The organism is Flavobacterium salmonis, assembly GCF_903819435.1.
GTDB lineage: Bacteria > Bacteroidota > Bacteroidia > Flavobacteriales > Flavobacteriaceae > Flavobacterium > Flavobacterium chungangense.
Window position 1 is genome coordinate 23,674 of sequence record NZ_CAIJDP010000070.1, and the last position, 17,658, is coordinate 41,331.

General features: G+C 31.4%; 24 protein-coding genes. 15 read left to right on the forward strand and 9 right to left on the reverse strand.

Annotated features, from left to right (window positions below; translation table 11 throughout):
- The first annotated feature begins 4 nt into the window (after nucleotides 1–4).
- Nucleotides 5–1,006, forward strand: a complete 1,002-nt coding sequence (locus tag FLACHUCJ7_RS12970; protein ID WP_180909173.1) for a PorP/SprF family type IX secretion system membrane protein — start codon at nucleotides 5–7, stop codon at nucleotides 1,004–1,006.
- Nucleotides 1,007–1,144: 138 nt separating this feature from the next.
- Here the strand turns inward: FLACHUCJ7_RS12970 and FLACHUCJ7_RS12975 are convergent, their stop codons facing one another.
- From FLACHUCJ7_RS12975 to FLACHUCJ7_RS13005, 7 genes are all read right to left on the reverse strand, one after another.
- Entirely contained in the window at nucleotides 1,145–1,570 is a 426-nt protein-coding gene (locus FLACHUCJ7_RS12975; RefSeq protein WP_180909174.1) for a VOC family protein, read from the reverse strand.
- Nucleotides 1,571–1,589: 19 nt separating this feature from the next.
- Nucleotides 1,590–1,973 carry a hypothetical protein gene (locus tag FLACHUCJ7_RS12980; RefSeq protein ID WP_078226005.1) on the reverse strand — a complete coding sequence of 128 codons (384 nt, stop codon included), beginning with the start codon at nucleotides 1,971–1,973 and terminating at the stop codon, nucleotides 1,590–1,592.
- 86 nt (nucleotides 1,974–2,059) lie between these two features.
- Nucleotides 2,060–3,316, reverse strand: coding sequence for a tetratricopeptide repeat protein (locus FLACHUCJ7_RS12985; protein WP_078226004.1), 1,257 nt, complete (start codon nucleotides 3,314–3,316; stop codon nucleotides 2,060–2,062).
- A 1-nt stretch (nucleotide 3,317) separates the two neighbouring features.
- Nucleotides 3,318–4,625 carry an AAA family ATPase gene (locus FLACHUCJ7_RS12990; protein ID WP_180909175.1) on the reverse strand — a complete coding sequence of 436 codons (1,308 nt, stop codon included), beginning with the start codon at nucleotides 4,623–4,625 and terminating at the stop codon, nucleotides 3,318–3,320.
- Between the two features lie 214 nt (nucleotides 4,626–4,839).
- Nucleotides 4,840–5,262, reverse strand: coding sequence for a lipocalin family protein (locus tag FLACHUCJ7_RS12995; RefSeq protein WP_031457380.1), 423 nt, complete (start codon nucleotides 5,260–5,262; stop codon nucleotides 4,840–4,842).
- Between the two features lie 294 nt (nucleotides 5,263–5,556).
- Nucleotides 5,557–5,844, reverse strand: coding sequence for a DoxX family protein (locus FLACHUCJ7_RS25365; protein ID WP_317170915.1), 288 nt, complete (start codon nucleotides 5,842–5,844; stop codon nucleotides 5,557–5,559).
- A 190-nt stretch (nucleotides 5,845–6,034) separates the two neighbouring features.
- Nucleotides 6,035–7,135 carry a hypothetical protein gene (locus tag FLACHUCJ7_RS13005; RefSeq protein WP_180909176.1) on the reverse strand — a complete coding sequence of 367 codons (1,101 nt, stop codon included), beginning with the start codon at nucleotides 7,133–7,135 and terminating at the stop codon, nucleotides 6,035–6,037.
- A 343-nt stretch (nucleotides 7,136–7,478) separates the two neighbouring features.
- Between FLACHUCJ7_RS13005 and FLACHUCJ7_RS13010 the strand changes: the two genes are divergently transcribed.
- From FLACHUCJ7_RS13010 to FLACHUCJ7_RS13070, 13 genes are all read left to right on the forward strand, one after another.
- Nucleotides 7,479–7,643 (forward strand): hypothetical protein, encoded by a 165-nt coding sequence (locus tag FLACHUCJ7_RS13010; protein WP_180909177.1) that lies wholly within the window; start codon nucleotides 7,479–7,481, stop codon nucleotides 7,641–7,643.
- Nucleotides 7,644–7,972: 329 nt separating this feature from the next.
- Nucleotides 7,973–8,119 (forward strand): hypothetical protein, encoded by a 147-nt coding sequence (locus FLACHUCJ7_RS13015; protein ID WP_180909196.1) that lies wholly within the window; start codon nucleotides 7,973–7,975, stop codon nucleotides 8,117–8,119.
- Between the two features lie 58 nt (nucleotides 8,120–8,177).
- A complete protein-coding gene (locus tag FLACHUCJ7_RS13020) occupies nucleotides 8,178–9,872 on the forward strand; it encodes a tetratricopeptide repeat-containing sensor histidine kinase (protein WP_078226000.1) in 1,695 nt (564 codons plus the stop codon).
- 6 nt (nucleotides 9,873–9,878) lie between these two features.
- Nucleotides 9,879–10,547, forward strand: coding sequence for a response regulator transcription factor (locus FLACHUCJ7_RS13025; RefSeq protein ID WP_180909178.1), 669 nt, complete (start codon nucleotides 9,879–9,881; stop codon nucleotides 10,545–10,547).
- Between the two features lie 166 nt (nucleotides 10,548–10,713).
- Nucleotides 10,714–10,944, forward strand: coding sequence for a hypothetical protein (locus FLACHUCJ7_RS13030; protein WP_180909179.1), 231 nt, complete (start codon nucleotides 10,714–10,716; stop codon nucleotides 10,942–10,944).
- Nucleotides 10,945–11,226: a membrane protein insertion efficiency factor YidD gene (yidD, locus tag FLACHUCJ7_RS13035; RefSeq protein ID WP_180909180.1), complete on the forward strand. Its 282-nt coding sequence runs from the start codon at nucleotides 10,945–10,947 to the stop codon at nucleotides 11,224–11,226.
- Between the two features lie 24 nt (nucleotides 11,227–11,250).
- Nucleotides 11,251–11,646, forward strand: coding sequence for a hypothetical protein (locus tag FLACHUCJ7_RS13040; protein WP_031457372.1), 396 nt, complete (start codon nucleotides 11,251–11,253; stop codon nucleotides 11,644–11,646).
- Nucleotides 11,647–11,649: 3 nt separating this feature from the next.
- Nucleotides 11,650–12,918 carry a sugar ABC transporter permease gene (locus tag FLACHUCJ7_RS13045; RefSeq protein ID WP_078225994.1) on the forward strand — a complete coding sequence of 423 codons (1,269 nt, stop codon included), beginning with the start codon at nucleotides 11,650–11,652 and terminating at the stop codon, nucleotides 12,916–12,918.
- A gap of 4 nt (nucleotides 12,919–12,922) precedes the next feature.
- Nucleotides 12,923–13,822 carry a hypothetical protein gene (locus tag FLACHUCJ7_RS13050; RefSeq protein WP_180909181.1) on the forward strand — a complete coding sequence of 300 codons (900 nt, stop codon included), beginning with the start codon at nucleotides 12,923–12,925 and terminating at the stop codon, nucleotides 13,820–13,822.
- A gap of 150 nt (nucleotides 13,823–13,972) precedes the next feature.
- Entirely contained in the window at nucleotides 13,973–15,028 is a 1,056-nt protein-coding gene (locus FLACHUCJ7_RS13055) for a type I restriction endonuclease (RefSeq protein WP_078225992.1), read from the forward strand.
- A gap of 105 nt (nucleotides 15,029–15,133) precedes the next feature.
- The gene (locus FLACHUCJ7_RS13060; protein WP_078225991.1) at nucleotides 15,134–15,505 is read left to right on the forward strand and encodes a DUF4359 domain-containing protein; all 372 of its coding nucleotides are present in this window, start codon (nucleotides 15,134–15,136) and stop codon (nucleotides 15,503–15,505) included.
- A gap of 29 nt (nucleotides 15,506–15,534) precedes the next feature.
- A complete protein-coding gene (locus tag FLACHUCJ7_RS13065; protein WP_051872975.1) occupies nucleotides 15,535–15,951 on the forward strand; it encodes a hypothetical protein in 417 nt (138 codons plus the stop codon).
- Nucleotides 15,952–15,962: 11 nt separating this feature from the next.
- Entirely contained in the window at nucleotides 15,963–16,172 is a 210-nt protein-coding gene (locus tag FLACHUCJ7_RS13070) for a hypothetical protein (RefSeq protein WP_031457366.1), read from the forward strand.
- Between the two features lie 41 nt (nucleotides 16,173–16,213).
- Here FLACHUCJ7_RS13070 and FLACHUCJ7_RS13075 read toward each other — a convergent pair whose 3' ends face one another.
- The gene (locus tag FLACHUCJ7_RS13075; protein ID WP_180909182.1) at nucleotides 16,214–16,402 is read right to left on the reverse strand and encodes a SymE family type I addiction module toxin; all 189 of its coding nucleotides are present in this window, start codon (nucleotides 16,400–16,402) and stop codon (nucleotides 16,214–16,216) included.
- A 136-nt stretch (nucleotides 16,403–16,538) separates the two neighbouring features.
- Between FLACHUCJ7_RS13075 and FLACHUCJ7_RS13080 the strand changes: the two genes are divergently transcribed.
- On the forward strand, nucleotides 16,539–16,718 hold the full coding sequence (locus tag FLACHUCJ7_RS13080) for a helix-turn-helix transcriptional regulator (RefSeq protein ID WP_230408824.1): 180 nt from the start codon (nucleotides 16,539–16,541) through the stop codon (nucleotides 16,716–16,718).
- Between the two features lie 222 nt (nucleotides 16,719–16,940).
- Here FLACHUCJ7_RS13080 and FLACHUCJ7_RS13085 read toward each other — a convergent pair whose 3' ends face one another.
- Complete coding sequence (locus tag FLACHUCJ7_RS13085; protein WP_180909183.1) at nucleotides 16,941–17,495, reverse strand: REP-associated tyrosine transposase; 555 nt, start codon at nucleotides 17,493–17,495, stop codon at nucleotides 16,941–16,943.
- Between the last annotated feature and the right edge of the window lie 163 nt (nucleotides 17,496–17,658).

Sequence of the window (17,658 nt, forward strand, 5' to 3'; positions counted from 1 at the left end):
AAAAATGAGATTAAAATTATTATTTGTTATATTAATAACATGTTGTTTTTATACCAAAACAAGAGCACAAGATCCTATTTTTACACAATACTTTTTAGTTCCCGAAACCCTAAATGCTGGTTTCACAGGTTTTATGGAAACTACCTACGCCGGAATCATTCATCGTGAACAATGGCCAGAATTAGATTTAAGTGTTGACACAGATTATGCCTTTGTAAATACCTGGAGTGATAACCTTAATAGCGGAATTGGCTTGAACATTTTAAACCAAAGGGAAAACGCAACTAATTACAATTTTACACAAGTCAATGCCAATTATGCCTACAGGGTGAGGATTAATGATACCTGGACATTCAGACCGGGTATCGAAGCAGGATTTGGATTAAAATCATTTGCATTTGGTAATTTATTACTGGAAGATCAGATTAATATAGGCGGACCTAATAATGCGACTTCAATAGATCCTTTACTGGCCAACGACAGGGTTACTTTTTTTGATGTATCTGCAGGTATGGTTTTTAACACTGATGATCTCTGGATTGGACTTTCAATGAAACACCTCAACAGACCTAATATCGCTCTGAGTGCTAACGGAAATCTGCCTTTAAATACTTTTTTCTCGCTAAGCAGCGGGTATGAATTTCTAGTAGCTGATTATATTGACGTATTGTTTCTTCCATATGAAACCAAAATGTTTGTCACATCAAATTATATGCAGCAAGGGCGATATAACCGACTGGATATGGGAGCTTCTATTTTATTCGAAAAAATGTTTTTCGGAACAACTTTCGTTACCAATCCTGCTAAAAATGGAATGAATAATGAATTACTGACTTCTGTTAATTTTTTCACCGGACTGCAATACGAAAATTTACGATTAGGGCTTTCATATGATTTGAATACTACTAAAATAGGAAGAACAGGAGGTGTTTATGAACTATCATTAACATATCAGTTTAATATGGCACGTAAATGTTTTGGCTGCCCAAATTACTCAGGAAACTAAGATTAACTAAAATATCTTTAATTTAAAAAAGAACCCTCTCAGAATTAAATCTGAGAGGGTTCTTTTTAACTTTAAAATTAAATTATTATTTTCTTAGCAAATAATATAATCAAAGGAGTAAATTCTTTTCTTTTTATTCTAAGCAGGCTCCCATAATTCAATTTTATTACCTTCTGAATCCATGATATGCACAAATTTCCCATAGTCATATGTTACAATATCATCCAGTATGGTTACACCGTTTTCTTTCAGTTGATTTACTAATCCTTCAATATTCTGAACACGGTAATTGATCATAAAATCTTTTTTAGATGGAGAAAAATATGCATCTCCTTTTTTGAAAGGGCTCCATTGAAGAGTGTTTATTTCATCAGGCCTTTCCATGTTTCTGGATTCAAACCCTGATGTGCCCCATTCGCTGATTTCAAATCCTAAATTTTTGGCATACCAGTCTTTTGTTTCCTGTGGATTGTCAGAAAAAAAGAAAATACCCCCAATTCCTGTCACCTTAGGTGTTACATCACGTGAAACTGAGTTCTCTGAGTGATTTTTTTTATCTTCCATAGTTATCGCTTTTAGTTAATTAGCTGATTTCTGAATCTTTCTGAAAATTTTCCATTATATTTTTTAACTCTTTTAAGTCACTTGCAAGCGGATTTAACACGATTTCTTTATTTAATTCTATAACAATTTCTGACTCTATCCGACAAAAAATACGACTATTTTCCTTGTAGAAATGAAACTTCAAATTATCTAAATTTGGATTAGAAGTATACAATATATTTTCTAAATAATAATTTTCAGAATCATACCTTATTGATAACCTGAACAATGTGGGATCTCTTGGAAAATCTACACTAACCACCTTTTGATTTTCAAAAAGAGTAAAAAAGGTAACATTCCAGGTACCTTGTGAAAATTGAATCCGCAAATCGTTATTATATTCTCCACTTACTATAACTTTCATGTTTCTTTTTATACATTTTACAAAAAACTTCCGGTAGTCTAAAAACCTAAACCCGGTTCATAGCTTAGCAGCAGGAATTTAATTTATTAACGATTACTTTGTCTGATTAAAAGGAAATTAGCAGCCCACTGAAAACCTATAAATCCAAATAGAAAAATTACTGACGCCATATTAAATATATCTCCTGTCATAAAAGTTAACGCTATTGCAACAAGACCTATAACCGCCATAACAATAGTATACACTAATAGTGAATTTTTGTATTTTGTTGGGGAAAACATCACACTGCAAGGCAGCATCATCGCACACCCAAAAACGGCTACTGATAAAAATCTTTCATCCGGTAAAACAAAATAAAACAAGAGACCAACAGCAAATATGGCTAAACCTAAAGCAACAAAATTAGAACTTTGTTTTTGCTCATTACTGAGCAGTAATTGTCCGTATTTATTGAAACGGAGAAATAAATTTCCGATTGGCGTTATAACCCAGGTGGAATAGGCAAACAAAGCCAAAACAATTATTAGAGGATTTAAATACGGCTGAAGACTGACATTATTATCTGCTAAATTTCTAAGCAATTTAACTCCAAAATAAAACCCAATTATAACTCCCCATTGATACTTGGCCGTTAAATTACCCATCCAAAATGAATATTTTAAGTAACCTCTATATACAGGATTAGAAGCTTTTATGGCTTCAAGCATTCCTGATTGTGCATAAGGAAAATTAGGGTCGCTTTTCAATGCTTCGTTAAAGTGCTTCAGTGCCTTTTTATTATCTCCTTTTTCTAATAAACTCCAGCCATAATTGGCATGTGTATAAGTATTATTAGGGTCTTCTCTTAAAGCGCCTTCGATGGTATTAAATGATTCTTCACTTCTGTCCAATTTTAGTAAAGCAGTACTTCTGGTGTTTAGTCCTAATAAGTTTTCAGAATCAATCTCTAAAGCTTTATTGGCAAATTCCAAGGCCTCTTCATATTGTTTGCGAGCTAACTTAATGTTTGCCATAAAAGCAAAATAATCTGCATCATAAGGATCTAACGTTATTGCCTGCAAGATGTTTTTTTCCCCTTCATTATAGTCGTCCTGCTGAATGGCAATTCTCGACTTTACATAAAACAAATGAGGCTCATCTGGTGCTAAACCAATTGCGTTTTCGATTATAGTTTTGGCTGTATCAAATTTGTCCTGTTGCAAATTAACTTCTGCCAGCAATGACAAAAAGTAAATATTATTGACGTCGCCTGAAATTAAATCTTTCAATACTTTTTCAGCCTCTGCGTATTTTTTCTGTTGAATTAAAATAGTAACCTTTGCTATTCTATGATCTTCTGACATGTTATTTTTTAATTTTTAAATACGTTAGAATATCATCATACAATCCTGAATCATTTGCGAACATGGCAAAATTTTTCGCAGTCATAAACCACTCCTGTGTACTGGCTTTGTGTTTTTTGATTGCATTTTGTAAATCCTTTGTACTAATTGGTTTTGGAATACCATCCTCAAAAGAAGATTCTAATTTTTCTTCAATAGCAATATCAATAATGGCTTCAATATCTGCTCCTGAAAAATTTTCTGTCTTTTTTGAAATACTGCTATAATCAATTGCTTCTGTCGGCTTATTGGTTAGTTTAAGCTTTAGAATTGATTCTCTCGAAGCTTCATCCGGTGGCGGAACAAAAACGATTCTGTCAAAACGGCCAGGTCTTCTGAAAGCGGGGTCTAAATTCCAGGGGGTATTTGTTGCTCCAAGTACCAATATGCCTTCATTATTATTATCTATTCCATCTAACTCTTGCAGAAACTGATTGATTAAGTGGCGTCCGCTTGATTGTTTCATGTCGCTTCTGCTTGCGCCCAGAGCGTCAATTTCATCTATAAATAAGACGCAAGGTGTATTTTCTCGGGCTAGTTCAAATATATCATGCAGATTTTTTTCGCTGCTGCCAATCCACATATCCAAAATATCATTCAGTCCAACACTTATAAACTTTGCGTTTACCTGTCCGGCTGTTGCTTTTGCAATATATGTTTTTCCGCAGCCTGGAGGTCCGTAAAGTAAAATGCCTCCTCCTATTTTCTTTCCGTATGCTTTATAAAGTTCAGGATGCTGCAATGGCTTGATGATTTTTAGCTCGATTTCTTTTTTAACAAATTCCATTCCGCCAACATCAGCAAAATTAACCGTTGGTTTTTCCAGAAATCTGCTGTCTATTTCCTCATCTGATTCAATTACTTCATTGCTGCCCTTTAATCTAAGTTGATTATCTAACTCTTCATCAAAAAATTTAGGATCAATTGCCAGTGCTCTTTTATAGGTTTCAACTGCCTTTCCAATTGAATTTTCTTTTAAAAGTCCTTTGGCATACAATGCAAATACGTTTACATCCTGAATCCCTTTCTCAATGACTTCTTCCAAAATTACATTACAGGCTGAGTAACTTCCCTTTTTAAAGAAAGTAGTTGCAAGTCCTACTTTTGCTTTAACATCGTTTGTACTCCTTAAAAGTGTAAGATATTCTGTTTCTGCTTCTTCCAGTCTGTTTAAAGTTAGCAAGGTCTCGGCTAAGAGAAATCGTAATGGTGTGTTTTCCGGAGAATGCTTTAATGCCTCTTTTAAACTGTCAATTGTATTATTGTTCATATTGTAAAGATTACTCCTCTTTTAGAATTCTTTTAATTTCAACCGATTATCGGCAAAACGAAAATACAAATTAAAATGATAATTCCGTTAAAATCCTAATAGATGTAGTACCCTAAATTTCCTTCAAACTAAAGCAAAAAAAACGGAAATAACTTTATCAGCTATTTCCGTTTTTAATTCCAATTCTAAAGAATCAGATTTCCTACTTAGGTCATTATCTGGTATAAACTGTGATAATACCAGTAGCTTTGTCTTTTAATTTCAGCTCTTTATTAGTAAGATTCATGATATCGCTGGTTGTACTGGCAGTACCAATAGTAATCGTTAAATCATTATGAGATCTTACGTAGGTTCCTGTTGTTTCAGTTTTGTTACAACTCTCGCCGCTATAATCCCCTATAACTGCTACATTACTCAGTTTTAGTTCTAAATAATCTTTACTACATCCACTTGCATTTTGTGGAGCATTAACTAAAACTTCATTCCCGTTCGAATCTGCTGTTCCCACTTTGCTTAGTTCATATTTTCCCTGAATTGGTACTATTGTTTCTCCTTCATTATCTTCATTACTGCAAGATGTTGCTGCGAATAATCCAAAACTTAGTGCTAATACGTATAAAAAATTTCTCGTTTTCATGTTTGTTTGTTTTAAAAATTATGTTTGATTTATATTTACGAAATTACATTCGATGTAATTCAAATCTGTTTCATAATTTTCAAAATAACTTACATAATTGCCGTTTATATACTAAAATCGTAATTTTATGTTAAATACCTAAAGAATAAAACAAAAAAACTCCTGAACTAAATTCTCAGGAGATTGTGTTTATGAGTTAATTTTAACCTGATTATTTCCAACTATCTTTAAGCTGCGACAAGTTCTCTGCTTCGTAACTCCTGTTTAAGATTCACAATATTTTTAAATCAACATTTAATTTCTCATTATTTTTTTGTCTAGCGACCAGAAACCGCCACCGTTTATGAAAAGAAAAATATTTCCTAAAAGCATTGCCCAGTCCGTTCTGCTTTCGTGCATCATTTTCCAAAATCCGTCATTGATTAAGATTTCTGTTTTTGTTGTTGAGATTGCAACAAGCATAATTACAATAAGGGGAATACTGGCGAGTCTTGTAATTAAGCCCAATAAAATTAATACCCCACAAATTATCTCAAAAAGACCAACAAGACTTCCTAAAAATTCAGGCGAAGGGAGTCCTATTTTTGCAAATCGTCAGCTTCCTAAACTATCAGCGAATAGAAATTTTTGAATGCCCTCTGAAAGAAAGACTATTCCAACCATAATTCTGATTAGGATAATAGTTTTTGAACTGTTGGTATTTAATATCTTATATTTCATTATATAATTTTTTCATGATTTCCACAGTTATTTCAGCAAATTCAGTAAAATATTATTTTACATATTTATCAATAATATATTGAGTGACGGGTTTTAATGGCTTATTATTTTCAGGATGCATTCCGTGTGAATTAAAAAAGTCAACTCCGTTTGCTGTCTTTGCATACCAAATAATTGCTACTCCATTTTTATCAAAACAAGTTGTGGTATCGCAAATGGTAATTTTTTTTAGATTAACAAGACCAGGATCCAAGACTTCGATTGCATTTGCAGGTATGAAACCTTCTTTTTTTAAATCACAATCTACAATTTCATAATGGTCGCTTGTCCATTGCATACATTCTTTTTTCTCAGGAAAATAATACCAACCTAAAACTACAAGAAAAGAAACTACTCCTGTCCGGATCCATTTATTTCGATTTGTTTTATCAATTTTTTCCTGAGGTAATTCTTTTTTAAAACCTAAAAAAAATTCTAATGGTTTAATAGCCTGTTTCGTCGTTTTAATTTCTTTTAAAATCTCTTCTTCCGGAGCTTCTATTAAAATTTCATCTACAGTTAAAATATTCTCTTCATTCGAAAATGCTGTTTTATCTAAATTTTCTTCTTCCCATAAATCTTCATTTAGATTTTCTTCTGGAATGGCCCTTTCCTCTTTAATTCCATTACTCTTTTCAAACTCTTCGTTATCATCATTTTTTATAAAAATCACTTCGGGTAGATGAGGGTTTTTTATAGGTTTAAGAGTTTCTTCAACAGAATTATCTATTTGAATCCATACCTCTTTACTAAATTTTTTAAATGGTCGAAATTCATAATTGACAAGAATTGCAGCTAATTCTATTGTGGTAATTTTTGCTGGCTCCTTATCTCCTCGAAGAAAAGCACCCACTTTTTTAAACTTATCAGTGTATGGGGTTGAAATATTTTCCTCTTTTGAATTAAAATCAAACTTAAAAAAATTACGATAAACAGCTAAATCATCAGGTTTAGGATTTGAATTAAAAATTTCCCAGCAGAGGTCTCTTAAAAGTGCTTGTGATGGATTATTTAAATAATGTGAATGTATCCCTTCAACTTTTTCAGCTCTGTATTTATTTCTAATAGCTTCTTTATAACCATTTTCAATTTCTTCTTGAGTATTTTTTTTCATAGGCCTTCAGGATTTTTCAGGATTATTTCTCGGATTTTTCATGATTTTTCGGAATTCTCAGGAAAGTTAGTATATCCCGGAATTCCGTATCAATTCACGTTTACAACGGTTGTTACTTTGCCTCAGAATCAAGTTAACGTTTTGATCTGCAGGCTAAAACAAATGTACAAAACTAGTTCAATTATAAGTGCGGAAAACCGTAAAACGGACTTTATCCGGGAAGTATAAATAAAATTTTATAGTTCTACGCACTTCACTTCCCAACCAAAATTTGGTATTGCCAAACAAGATCCGGACAGAATCCGGACAGCAATACCTATATCAATTTTTAATTCACAAAATCATGAAAAAATTATTTTTATTGGGAATATTTGCCCTATTGACAACTACATTATTCTCCTGCACTGCCGACGAATATGAAACTCAAACAAAAAAAGAAATAGCTCCAACTTATGCTGATGGACCTGGAGATTTACCTATAAAAGTTCCACCGCCGCCAACAAAATAATGGTATACTAAAATCTTAATCATAATTAATTTCGGGGAAAGTAAGTTTATACTGCGATCCCCGTTTTTATATTACAATCTTATCTATTTATCCTTTCCTTTCAAAATAATGACTCTTATATCCAAAGAATGAAATCGTTTAAAAAAGGCATTACTAACTTTCAAAAGAAAAGTTTTAACAGTAGACATAATTAATACCATCATAAATTAACAGCGAAATATGTTTTCTTTTCTATTAACAAAATGAACCGTTTTTTCTATAAATTACCCCTTAGAAATATTTTATTTTAAATTTTAAAAAGCTCTGAAAGCATGAAAAAATTATTTTTATTGGGAACATTTGCCCTATTGGCAACTACATTATTCTCTTGCACTACCGACGAATATGAAACTAATACAAAAAAAGCAGTAGTACCAACTTATGCCGATGGACCAGGTGATGATCCTATTAAAGTACCACCGCCACAACCAAAATAATAATTGATTAAATAATTTAATCTGCAATTAATTACTAATTTCGGAGAAAGTAAGTTTTATGCTACGATCCCCGTTTTTTTGTTTGCTTCTTTGTGCATTTCTACTTTCCTGCAAAGAAGAAATAACTAAACCTGTCACGAACGAATCTGTTAAAAAGGAAGCAGTATTACTTCGAAATAAAGGAATAACAAGCTTTCAGGATAAAAAGTTCAATACTGCTTTTTATAATTTTAATAAATCAAAAATTGCATTTGAAACAATAAAAGATAGTGCCAACATTGTTTATAATCTTATCCAAATGGCTTCGATACAGCAAATAAACGGAGATTATTATGGCAGTAAAGAAACCCTGACAGAAGCATTACCTTATATTAAGAACAAAAATATTTACAGTGCTTCAATCAATAACTTTTTCGGAATTGCTGATAAAGAACTTTCTCTTTATCACGATGCTATTTATTATTATAAAGAAGCTATAAAAGACTGTACAGATGAAATATCAAAACAATCTCCTTTAAATAATATTGCCGTAGTTTATATTCAACAAAAAGAATATGATAAAGCAATTCATATTTTAGAATTTATATTAAACAAAAAAATTATTGATGAAGATCCAGCCAGCAAATCACGCGTAACAGATAATTTAGGTTTTGCTTATTTTAAAAAAGGATGGAGTAAAAAAGGACTCCTATTGATGCAACAAAGTTTGGAATCAAAAAATAGGATAGATGATCCTTATGGATATATTGAAAGTAATTTACACCTCTCTGAATATTATTTAAAAATCGATGTCAAAAAATCAATTCACTATGCTCAATATGCATATCAAACGGCTACAAAATTCAATAGTATTGATGAACGTTTGAAAGCTTTATCTTTTTTAATAGCTAATGGCTCAGGAACAAAGTATGCACAAAAATATATCACACTAAACGATAGCATAATTAAAATAAGAAACAATTATAAAAACAAATTTGCCAAAATAAAATACGATTCTAAAAAAGAGAAAGACGAAAACCAAAAATTGCGTTTAGAAAAAGCAGAAAATCAATTATCACTTCAGGAAGCAAAATATCAAAGAATATTTTTTATAATCGGAATTACATCTCTTTGTCTTTTGTTGTTATACTTGAGAAAATTTTATCAAAACCGAAACCGAATCGAAAAAATAAAAACCGCCTACGATACCGAAACCAGAATTGCCAAAGACATTCATGATGAACTGGCAAATGATGTTTTTAATGCCATAACTTTTACTCAAACACAACCCTTAGAAAGTGACAATAGAAAAGAAACCTTAATTAAGAAACTGGATCATATTTACTCACGTGTCCGGGGAATTTCGAGAGAGAATAATGATATTGATACCGAAACAAATTATTCAGCTAACTTAAAAGAAACACTTTCGACTTACAACCTTGATACCAGAAATGTCATTATAAATAGTATCGAAAAAATCAATTGGAATGATATTGATAAAATAAAGAAGATTACCATTTACCGCATTTTACAGGAATTAATGGTAAATATGAAAAAACATAGTGAGGCATCAATAGTAGTCATAAAATTTGATAACAGTCCAAAAAAAATATTTATAGACTATACGGATAACGGAAAAGGCTGTGATCAAAATAAAATTATAAAAAATGGTTTGCAAAATATGGAAAACCGTATTCTGTCTACAAAAGGAACCATTACTTTTGAAACTGAACCTGATAGAGGTTTTAAAGTAAAAATATCCATGCCTAAATAATTTTATATGTTTAAAAAAGTATTAATAGCCGAAGACATTGACGCCATCAATTTAGGAATAGAACAAGTCCTGAAAGATTTAAATATTGTCAATTTTCAACATTCAAAATATTGTGACGAAGCGTTTCTAAAAATACGTAGAGCCATTCAGGACAATGAACCTTACAATTTATTAATCAGCGATCTTTCATTCAAGACAGATCATCGTGAAGTAAAAATTGCCAATGGAGACGAACTAATTCAAAAAGTACGTGAATTGCAGCCTGATATTAAAATCATTGCCTATTCTGTCGAAGATAAAAGTTACCGAATTAAATCCCTTTTTGATAATCCCGGAATTGATGCTTTTGTTCTAAAAGGTTTAAACAGTATTGAAGAATTAAAGAAAGCAATTAGCATTATTTCGACCTCAGATCAAAAATACATTTCCCCAGAAGTTGCTTCTGCCTTGCAGGAAAAAAACAACTACGAAATAGACGATGTGGACATTCAAATCCTAAAACATTTAGCTGGAGGCACTTCACAAGATGAAATCATAGAAATTTTTAAAACTTCAGATATCAAACCCAACAGTAAAAGTGCCATTGAGAAAAGACTGTCTAAACTCAAAGACTTTTTTAAGGCAAATAATACCGTTCATCTGGTTTCTATTACTAAGGATATGGGGATTATTTAAATCTCATTGTAGTATGATATTAATCTTTAAAAGCTCTTTCGGGGCTTTTTTTTATGACTGCAATTTAAAATACCTCGATTATGGTTTTCCGTAAAACACTGGATTTAAATAGGTTTAAGTTTGAATTATTAAATCAATTTAAATATTAATTAAAACCAAAAAAATTATGGAATATAAAGTAGTACCATTTGCAGCTTCAATCGATCTAAAGAAAAATTCTTCAGCACAAATCGCAGAACAGTTAGAAAGTTTGATTAAACATTATACTGAAAAAGAATGGCAATATGTCCGCGTGGAAAACATAACAACTTTTGTCCATGCAGAACTAGGATGTTTTGGATTTGGGGCAAGACCTGCTCAAACCCTTTTCACTCATTTAATTGTCTTTCAAAAATAGATGAAACATTTAATACTATTTGTTATTAAAATGTATTGGAAAACTATTCCGCCATCTAAAAGGAAAAAATGCATTTTTAAAAAATCCTGTTCCAATTATGTATTTGAAACAACTCAAAAAGAAGGTTTTATCAATGGATTAAAGACATTTTGGTTTCGATACAAAAATTGCAGAGGAAACTTTACGGTTTTTAAGAATCCTATTAACGATAAAATACAAATGATTCTCCCTTCTCAAATAATAATTGATCAGGAAGAAATTGCTGAAAGACTTATTAAATAAACCAATCAAAAGAATATCAGAATCATGATAACACTAGAACTAAAAAGCCATTTTTTGAGATTATATCAAATGGCATTATCAGACGATCAATTTAATGTATTAGAACTTCAGATGCTTTATCATTTTGCAGATGAAAGAGGAATTCCGAAAGAAGAATTGGATAAACTTTTCCTTAATCCTGTCAATATTGAATTCACAGTACCGGAAGCCTTAAATACAAAGATTGAATACCTGTATGACCTAACCAGAATTATCTGGGCAGATGAAAAAATAACCGATGACGAATTGAACATGCTCAGAAAGTATTGCCGAAAATTTGATTTCGTTGAAGAAAACATCAATGATTTATCTGATTATCTCATTGAGTGTGTACAGAAAAACATTGGTAAAGAAGAAATTATTAGTCAACTAAATGCTTAAACCATGAAAACACTTTCACAATTATTTAGTTTAAAAAAAACTGAAGATTCTTCTTCTAAATCTTTTGAAGAAAATGAAGAAGACAGAGAACAAATAAGAATTACGTACTATCAAAGCGGTTTCGCAGCTTCGATAAAAGCAACAGGCAAACCAATTGTTTTAAAAGCATGTCTTCAAAATTTATATATGAGTTTTGAAGATCAGTGCCGAAAGCAAAAAATGGAACAGGACAGATTAAAACAGCCTTACCGCGAAGAACAGGAAAAAAACAGAACTGAACTTAAAAAGTATGAAGCTGCTATTGGCATTTTCGAAAAAAAAGAACAGGATATCAACCATACTATCGACGAGATCAAAAACGAGATTATTGAAGTCAAAAGTAATCCTGACAAATACGGTATCGAAGATGGCAAAGGTTTAAAAGCGCAATTTTACATCGGTTTGTTTTTACTGCTTCCTATTACACTCTACGTATTAGTCTTTTATATTTCGGCTTCGTATTCTGCTTTTTTCAAAGAATTTTCAAATGATAGTTTAACAGCTGCGATTTTTGATGCCGATGCTTTTACAAATGCTTTTAAAGCGAGCTGGCTTGAAGGTGTTTTGGTCGTAACAATTCCTTTTGTATTTATGGGTTTAGGTTATGTAATTCATATGGTTCAAAAAGGAAAAGGCATAAAAAATGTTTTAAGAATGATGTCCTTATTTGTTATCACCTTCTTATTTGATGCTTTACTCGCTTATCAAATAGAAAAAAAGATATATGAGTTTAATAAAACAACCGATTCTGCTCCATACAATTTGAACATCGCTTTGGGTGAAGCTGAGTTTTGGATGATCATATTTGCCGGATTTGTGGTGTACATCATCTGGGGCCTTGTATTTGATTTTGTAATGAAAGAATTCGAAAACATCGATAAAATAAGAGCTTTCATCCGGGGTAAAAAAGAGAATTTAATTACCCTGGAAAAAATAAAAGCAGATTACATCAATAAAATCAACGATTTCAAACAACAGATTGTTACTCTAAACGGAAAAAATTCAGAGCTACAATCAAAAATAGACGGTTTTGTTTTTCCAGTAAAAGAATATCTTCATTATCACCACCAATACAAAGAAGGATGGTTTCAGGCAATAAACACAGAGATTGCTTTGGCTCATAAAGAAAAAACAGAACTTCTGGAAAACTGTGAATTTCATTCTGAAGAACACCTCAACAAATTAAACTTAGCTGATCCTGATTTCCAACATTTGGTATATTCTAAAAACTAATTAAATGAAAAATATTTTACAAAAAGTACTACCTTCATTAGTATTGATTTTGTTTCTTTCATGCAAAGAAGAAAACAAAAATGGAGAAAAAGAAACGGTACATAAAAATCCTGTTGCAGAAAATTACAATATCAGTATCCTTTTAGATTTATCAGATCGAATTAGTCTCAAAAAAAATCCAAATTCAACAATGGAGTATTATCAAAGGGATTTAGGATATATTAAATCGGTTTCAGAAGCTTTTACACAACATCTAAAATCAAAAAGAATAAGGCAGATTGATGACAAAATGCAGCTGTTTTTTAATCCGGAACCGGAAAGCCCTGAAATTAATTCGATTGCAAATGAATTAAAAATTAAAGTTGATAAAGATAATGCTTCAAAGGATTTACTGAACTCGATAAGTGGTAACTATGCTTCAAAAACAGCAAAAATATACGATTCGGCAATTAAAGATGATAACTATATCGGATCTGATATTTGGAATTTTTTCGACAGCAAAGTTCAAGATCAATGTATTGATAAAGGGTATAGAAACATTCTGGTTATTTTGACCGACGGTTATATGTTTTATGAAGGAACACAAATCAAAAACGGTACTCTGTCGAGCTATTTAACACCTCAGCTAATTAAACAAAATGAACTCAATACAAATGACTGGCAGAAAAAATTTGAAAGTGAGAATTTTGGTTTTATCAAAATTGACAATGATTTATCGAATCTGGAAGTTTTAGTCCTTGGCATAAACCCTGGTAAAAATAATCCTTACGAAGAAAAAGTCATTAAAGCCTATTGGAGCAAATGGCTAACAGAAATGAACATCAAACATTTTGAAATTAAAAGTGCTGATCTGCCTTCGAACACAGATAAAATTATTAAAGATTTTATTTTGAATAAAGAATAATACTTCACAATAAACAATTTAAAAGAGGAATTCTATTGTCCTCTTTTTCTGTTTATAAAAGTTTCAAAAACTTCTCTCACTTTACGGTTTTCCATAAAATACTGATTCTTATTGGTTTTACATTTGAATTATTAATTTAAACCAAAACCAATGGAAATCAATATTCAACTTAAATCATTAGCAGATAAAATCAATCAGTTAAAAAACAAAATTGAGACCGAAGAATCTACAAAGCATGCTTTTGTATTGCCATTTATACATGTTCTCGGATATGATGCTTTTAATCCACTCGAAGTTGTACCTGAATTTACAGCCGATTTAGGTCTTAAAAAGGGAGAAAAAGTAGATTATGCTATTTTTCAAAACGGAGAACCTATCATAATTGTGGAATGCAAAAGCTGGAAAGAAAAACTAACGATTCATAATTCACAGCTATTCCGCTATTTTCATGTGACCAAAACCCGATTTGCACTTTTAACCAATGGCATCCATTATCAGTTTTTTACTGATTTGGATGATCAGAATAAAATGGATGAAAAACCATTTTTAGAATTTGATATTACTAATTTAAAAGAAAATACAATCAACGAAATAGCGAAGTTTCATAAAGCCAATTTCGATGTAGATAATATTGTAAGCAATGCCAGTTCTTTAAAATATATCAAAGAAATTAAGAAACAAATCAATGCCGAATTAGAAAGTCCTTCGAATGATTTTACTAAACTTTTTGCTGGTAAGGTTTACACAGGAAGACTTACTGAAAAAGTAGTCGATGAATTTAAGGATTTAGTTCAGAAATCGATCAGTCAATACATAAACGACAAAATTAATGACCGATTAAATGCTGCGTTGACCAAAGAAACAATTAAGCAGCAGGATGAAGAAATTGTAATAATCGAAGATGATAATAAAATTATTACGACCGAGGAAGAACTTGACGGATATCGTATAGTGGTTGCTATTTTACGCAGAAAATTACCAACGAACCGAATCGTACATCGCGACACACAATCTTATTTTGGAATATTATTGGATGATAACAATCGTAAACCTTTATGCAGATTACATCTAAACGGAGGAAAAAAATACATCAGCTTATTTAACGAAAACAAAACCGAAACCAAATTACCCATTTCATCTATTGACGATATTTATCAATTTGAAAAGGAATTATTAGAAACAATTGCACTTTACGAAACTGAATAGAATCAGGTATTAGTACTTATTTCTAAAAAAATTATTCTAATTAGATTTATCACAGACATTAAAAATAAATCAAAGAATTATCTATCTCCTAAAAAACTATAACGTATGAAAACAAAACATTATGTAATTATTGGACTTTGTTTATTTGCATTAATTGCAGCATTATCAAATCCCGGAACTGAGAAACATAAGGAAGAAGTAAAATTAAAAATGAATGTATTTCTTGAAAAACAAATGAATGAAAAAAATACAAATCAAAATAACGAATGGTCTAAAGCTGGAAATACAATGGGAAATGTTTTCGCAAAATCAATGATAAACATGATGGTTGATAATATGGTTTCTTCATCTAATTATGTTCTTTTTTCAACAACAAATGTAACTTTCGAAGGAAAAACAAAAACAATAGGCATTGGCATTTTGGGAAATATCTTTTTATCTGGCAAAATTGATGACGCAATGAATCAGGAAAAATAAATTTTAAAGTTTAACCATTCAAAATAAAAATGCCTGTGCTAAAAAACTACCTAATCTTATTATTTATAATCCTTTTAGCTCTTTCCTGTAAAAAAGCCGATGCTCCTCCTCCACACATTAATTCCTTTTACAAAAAAGTAATTACGGCAGATGACCGAAAAACAATTACCCCCGAAGAAGCCAAAACTTATCATGTTGATGAAACTTATCAATACGAATATAGAACAGGAAATTCAGGACATTATGAATACAATTATAATGTAAAGGGAATAAATGTAAAAGGCGATTCCGTTTTTGGAAATATAAATGTTGAAGGAAAATGTGGTGCCGGAATTTTAATGAACGACAGCATCGCAGATATTGAAATCAACACCGAATGGATCTCTTATGGAAAGTTAAAAGCAACTGATAAAAAAGGAAACGAATATCAATTAATTGTCAAATAAATAATCCCCAAATGAAATATACCCTACTCCTGCTGTTTATTTGTTTTTCTTCTTTTTGCCCTCCGCCAACACAAGTATTTATATGCGGACCAACCGGTGCAAAAAAATATCATTATAAAGAAAACTGCCGTGGCTTAACGGCTTGTCGACATGTATTAACTAAAGTTTCTGAATCTCAGGCACAGGGATATGGATTAACGCTTTGCGGTTGGGAAGATTAAATTTTAACACTAAATAATAACAACAGCAAATAATTCTAAAATTATTTTTGTTCTTTATCTATAGTAATAGTCAGCTTGTTTTTCTTTTGTTCAATGTTTACGATTTGCCCTTTCCTGAAACCCAGTTTTTCTAACCATTTGCCTTCTAACCTGATTTCGGGTATAGTTGTACTGCCATAAGTTCTGGCCTGATATTTCGTATGAATTTTGAGTTTTCTTGAATTTGCCATTTGTCATACAATTATAAAACAAATGTAAATCAAATAAAAAAACAACTTGTCAACTTTTTATATGACAGTCAGTAAATTAGCTAATATTTTTTTTGGGTTATGACACGAGATAAACTAAAAAAGAAATAAACGGATTATTGATTTCCGTGAACAAAAAGGCTGGAGTCAATCTGACCTCGCCAGAGCATGCAATAAAGACCGCCAGGCAATTGAAAAACTGGAAAATGGAAAAGTCAACCCAACACTTTATACTTTACTGGAAATCGCTAATGCTTTGGAGATTTCATTATCAAAATTGGTAGATTTGTCTAGTTAGAGTCGCGTTTCAAACGCTATATTTTATTCTCTTAATATATAATTATTCCTTACCAAATTTGAGTGCCTTTATAAACAGAGCGCCTGTCTATTACATTATACTTGCCAAAAATCGTTTTTCTTGTTTCAGATATTTCGTTTATTATAACGTAATCTGGTGCTCGTTTGCAACGAGTACCTACTTACTTCAAACACAAATTGAAGCGTTTGCAACGCGACTTCTTTACCATAATGGTTCAATTGCAACATTACAAAACACAGCATTATCTTCTTCGTAATTTCTATAACTGCTGTTTATATAATCACGTTCATGAAAAACAATCTGAGCCTCTACAGGATTATAATGTATGTATTTTATTCTCTGTTCTATTTTTTCTAATGTATCCAATATAACCGGATGAAATCCATCTTGCCAAAGTTTATAGTTTTTTGCTCTTCCTGTTGTGACTGCTTCAAAACTAAATTTTCGCAAAAGCCATTCACCCCTGCTTTCCGGATGCTCTTTTATGGCTTCGATTATTTTTTTTGAGGTAAATTTTTTAAAATCACGCACAATGTTTTGCAACTCACCATCGGGTGCAGTTACAATTAAATGAATGTGACTGCTCATATACACATAAGCGTGAACACTTAGCCCCTTTTCTTTGATACAATAATTTAATGATTCGTCTAAAATGTCACAATAAACAGATCTTATAAATAAATCTACCCAGTCAACTACTGTTATTGTTATAAAAGTGGGAACTGTACTGTCTATTACTTTGTACTTTTCTGACATTGTTTATTGTTTCAGATATATTTTTTTCGTTTGTTATGACTGTTTTATTAGTTAGCCGCGTTACAAACGCTACCACCGTCCTTTTAATTTATGTAGGTACTCGTTGCAAACGAGCACCAGATTAAAACTGTACTGTCTATTACTATATACTTTTCTGACATTG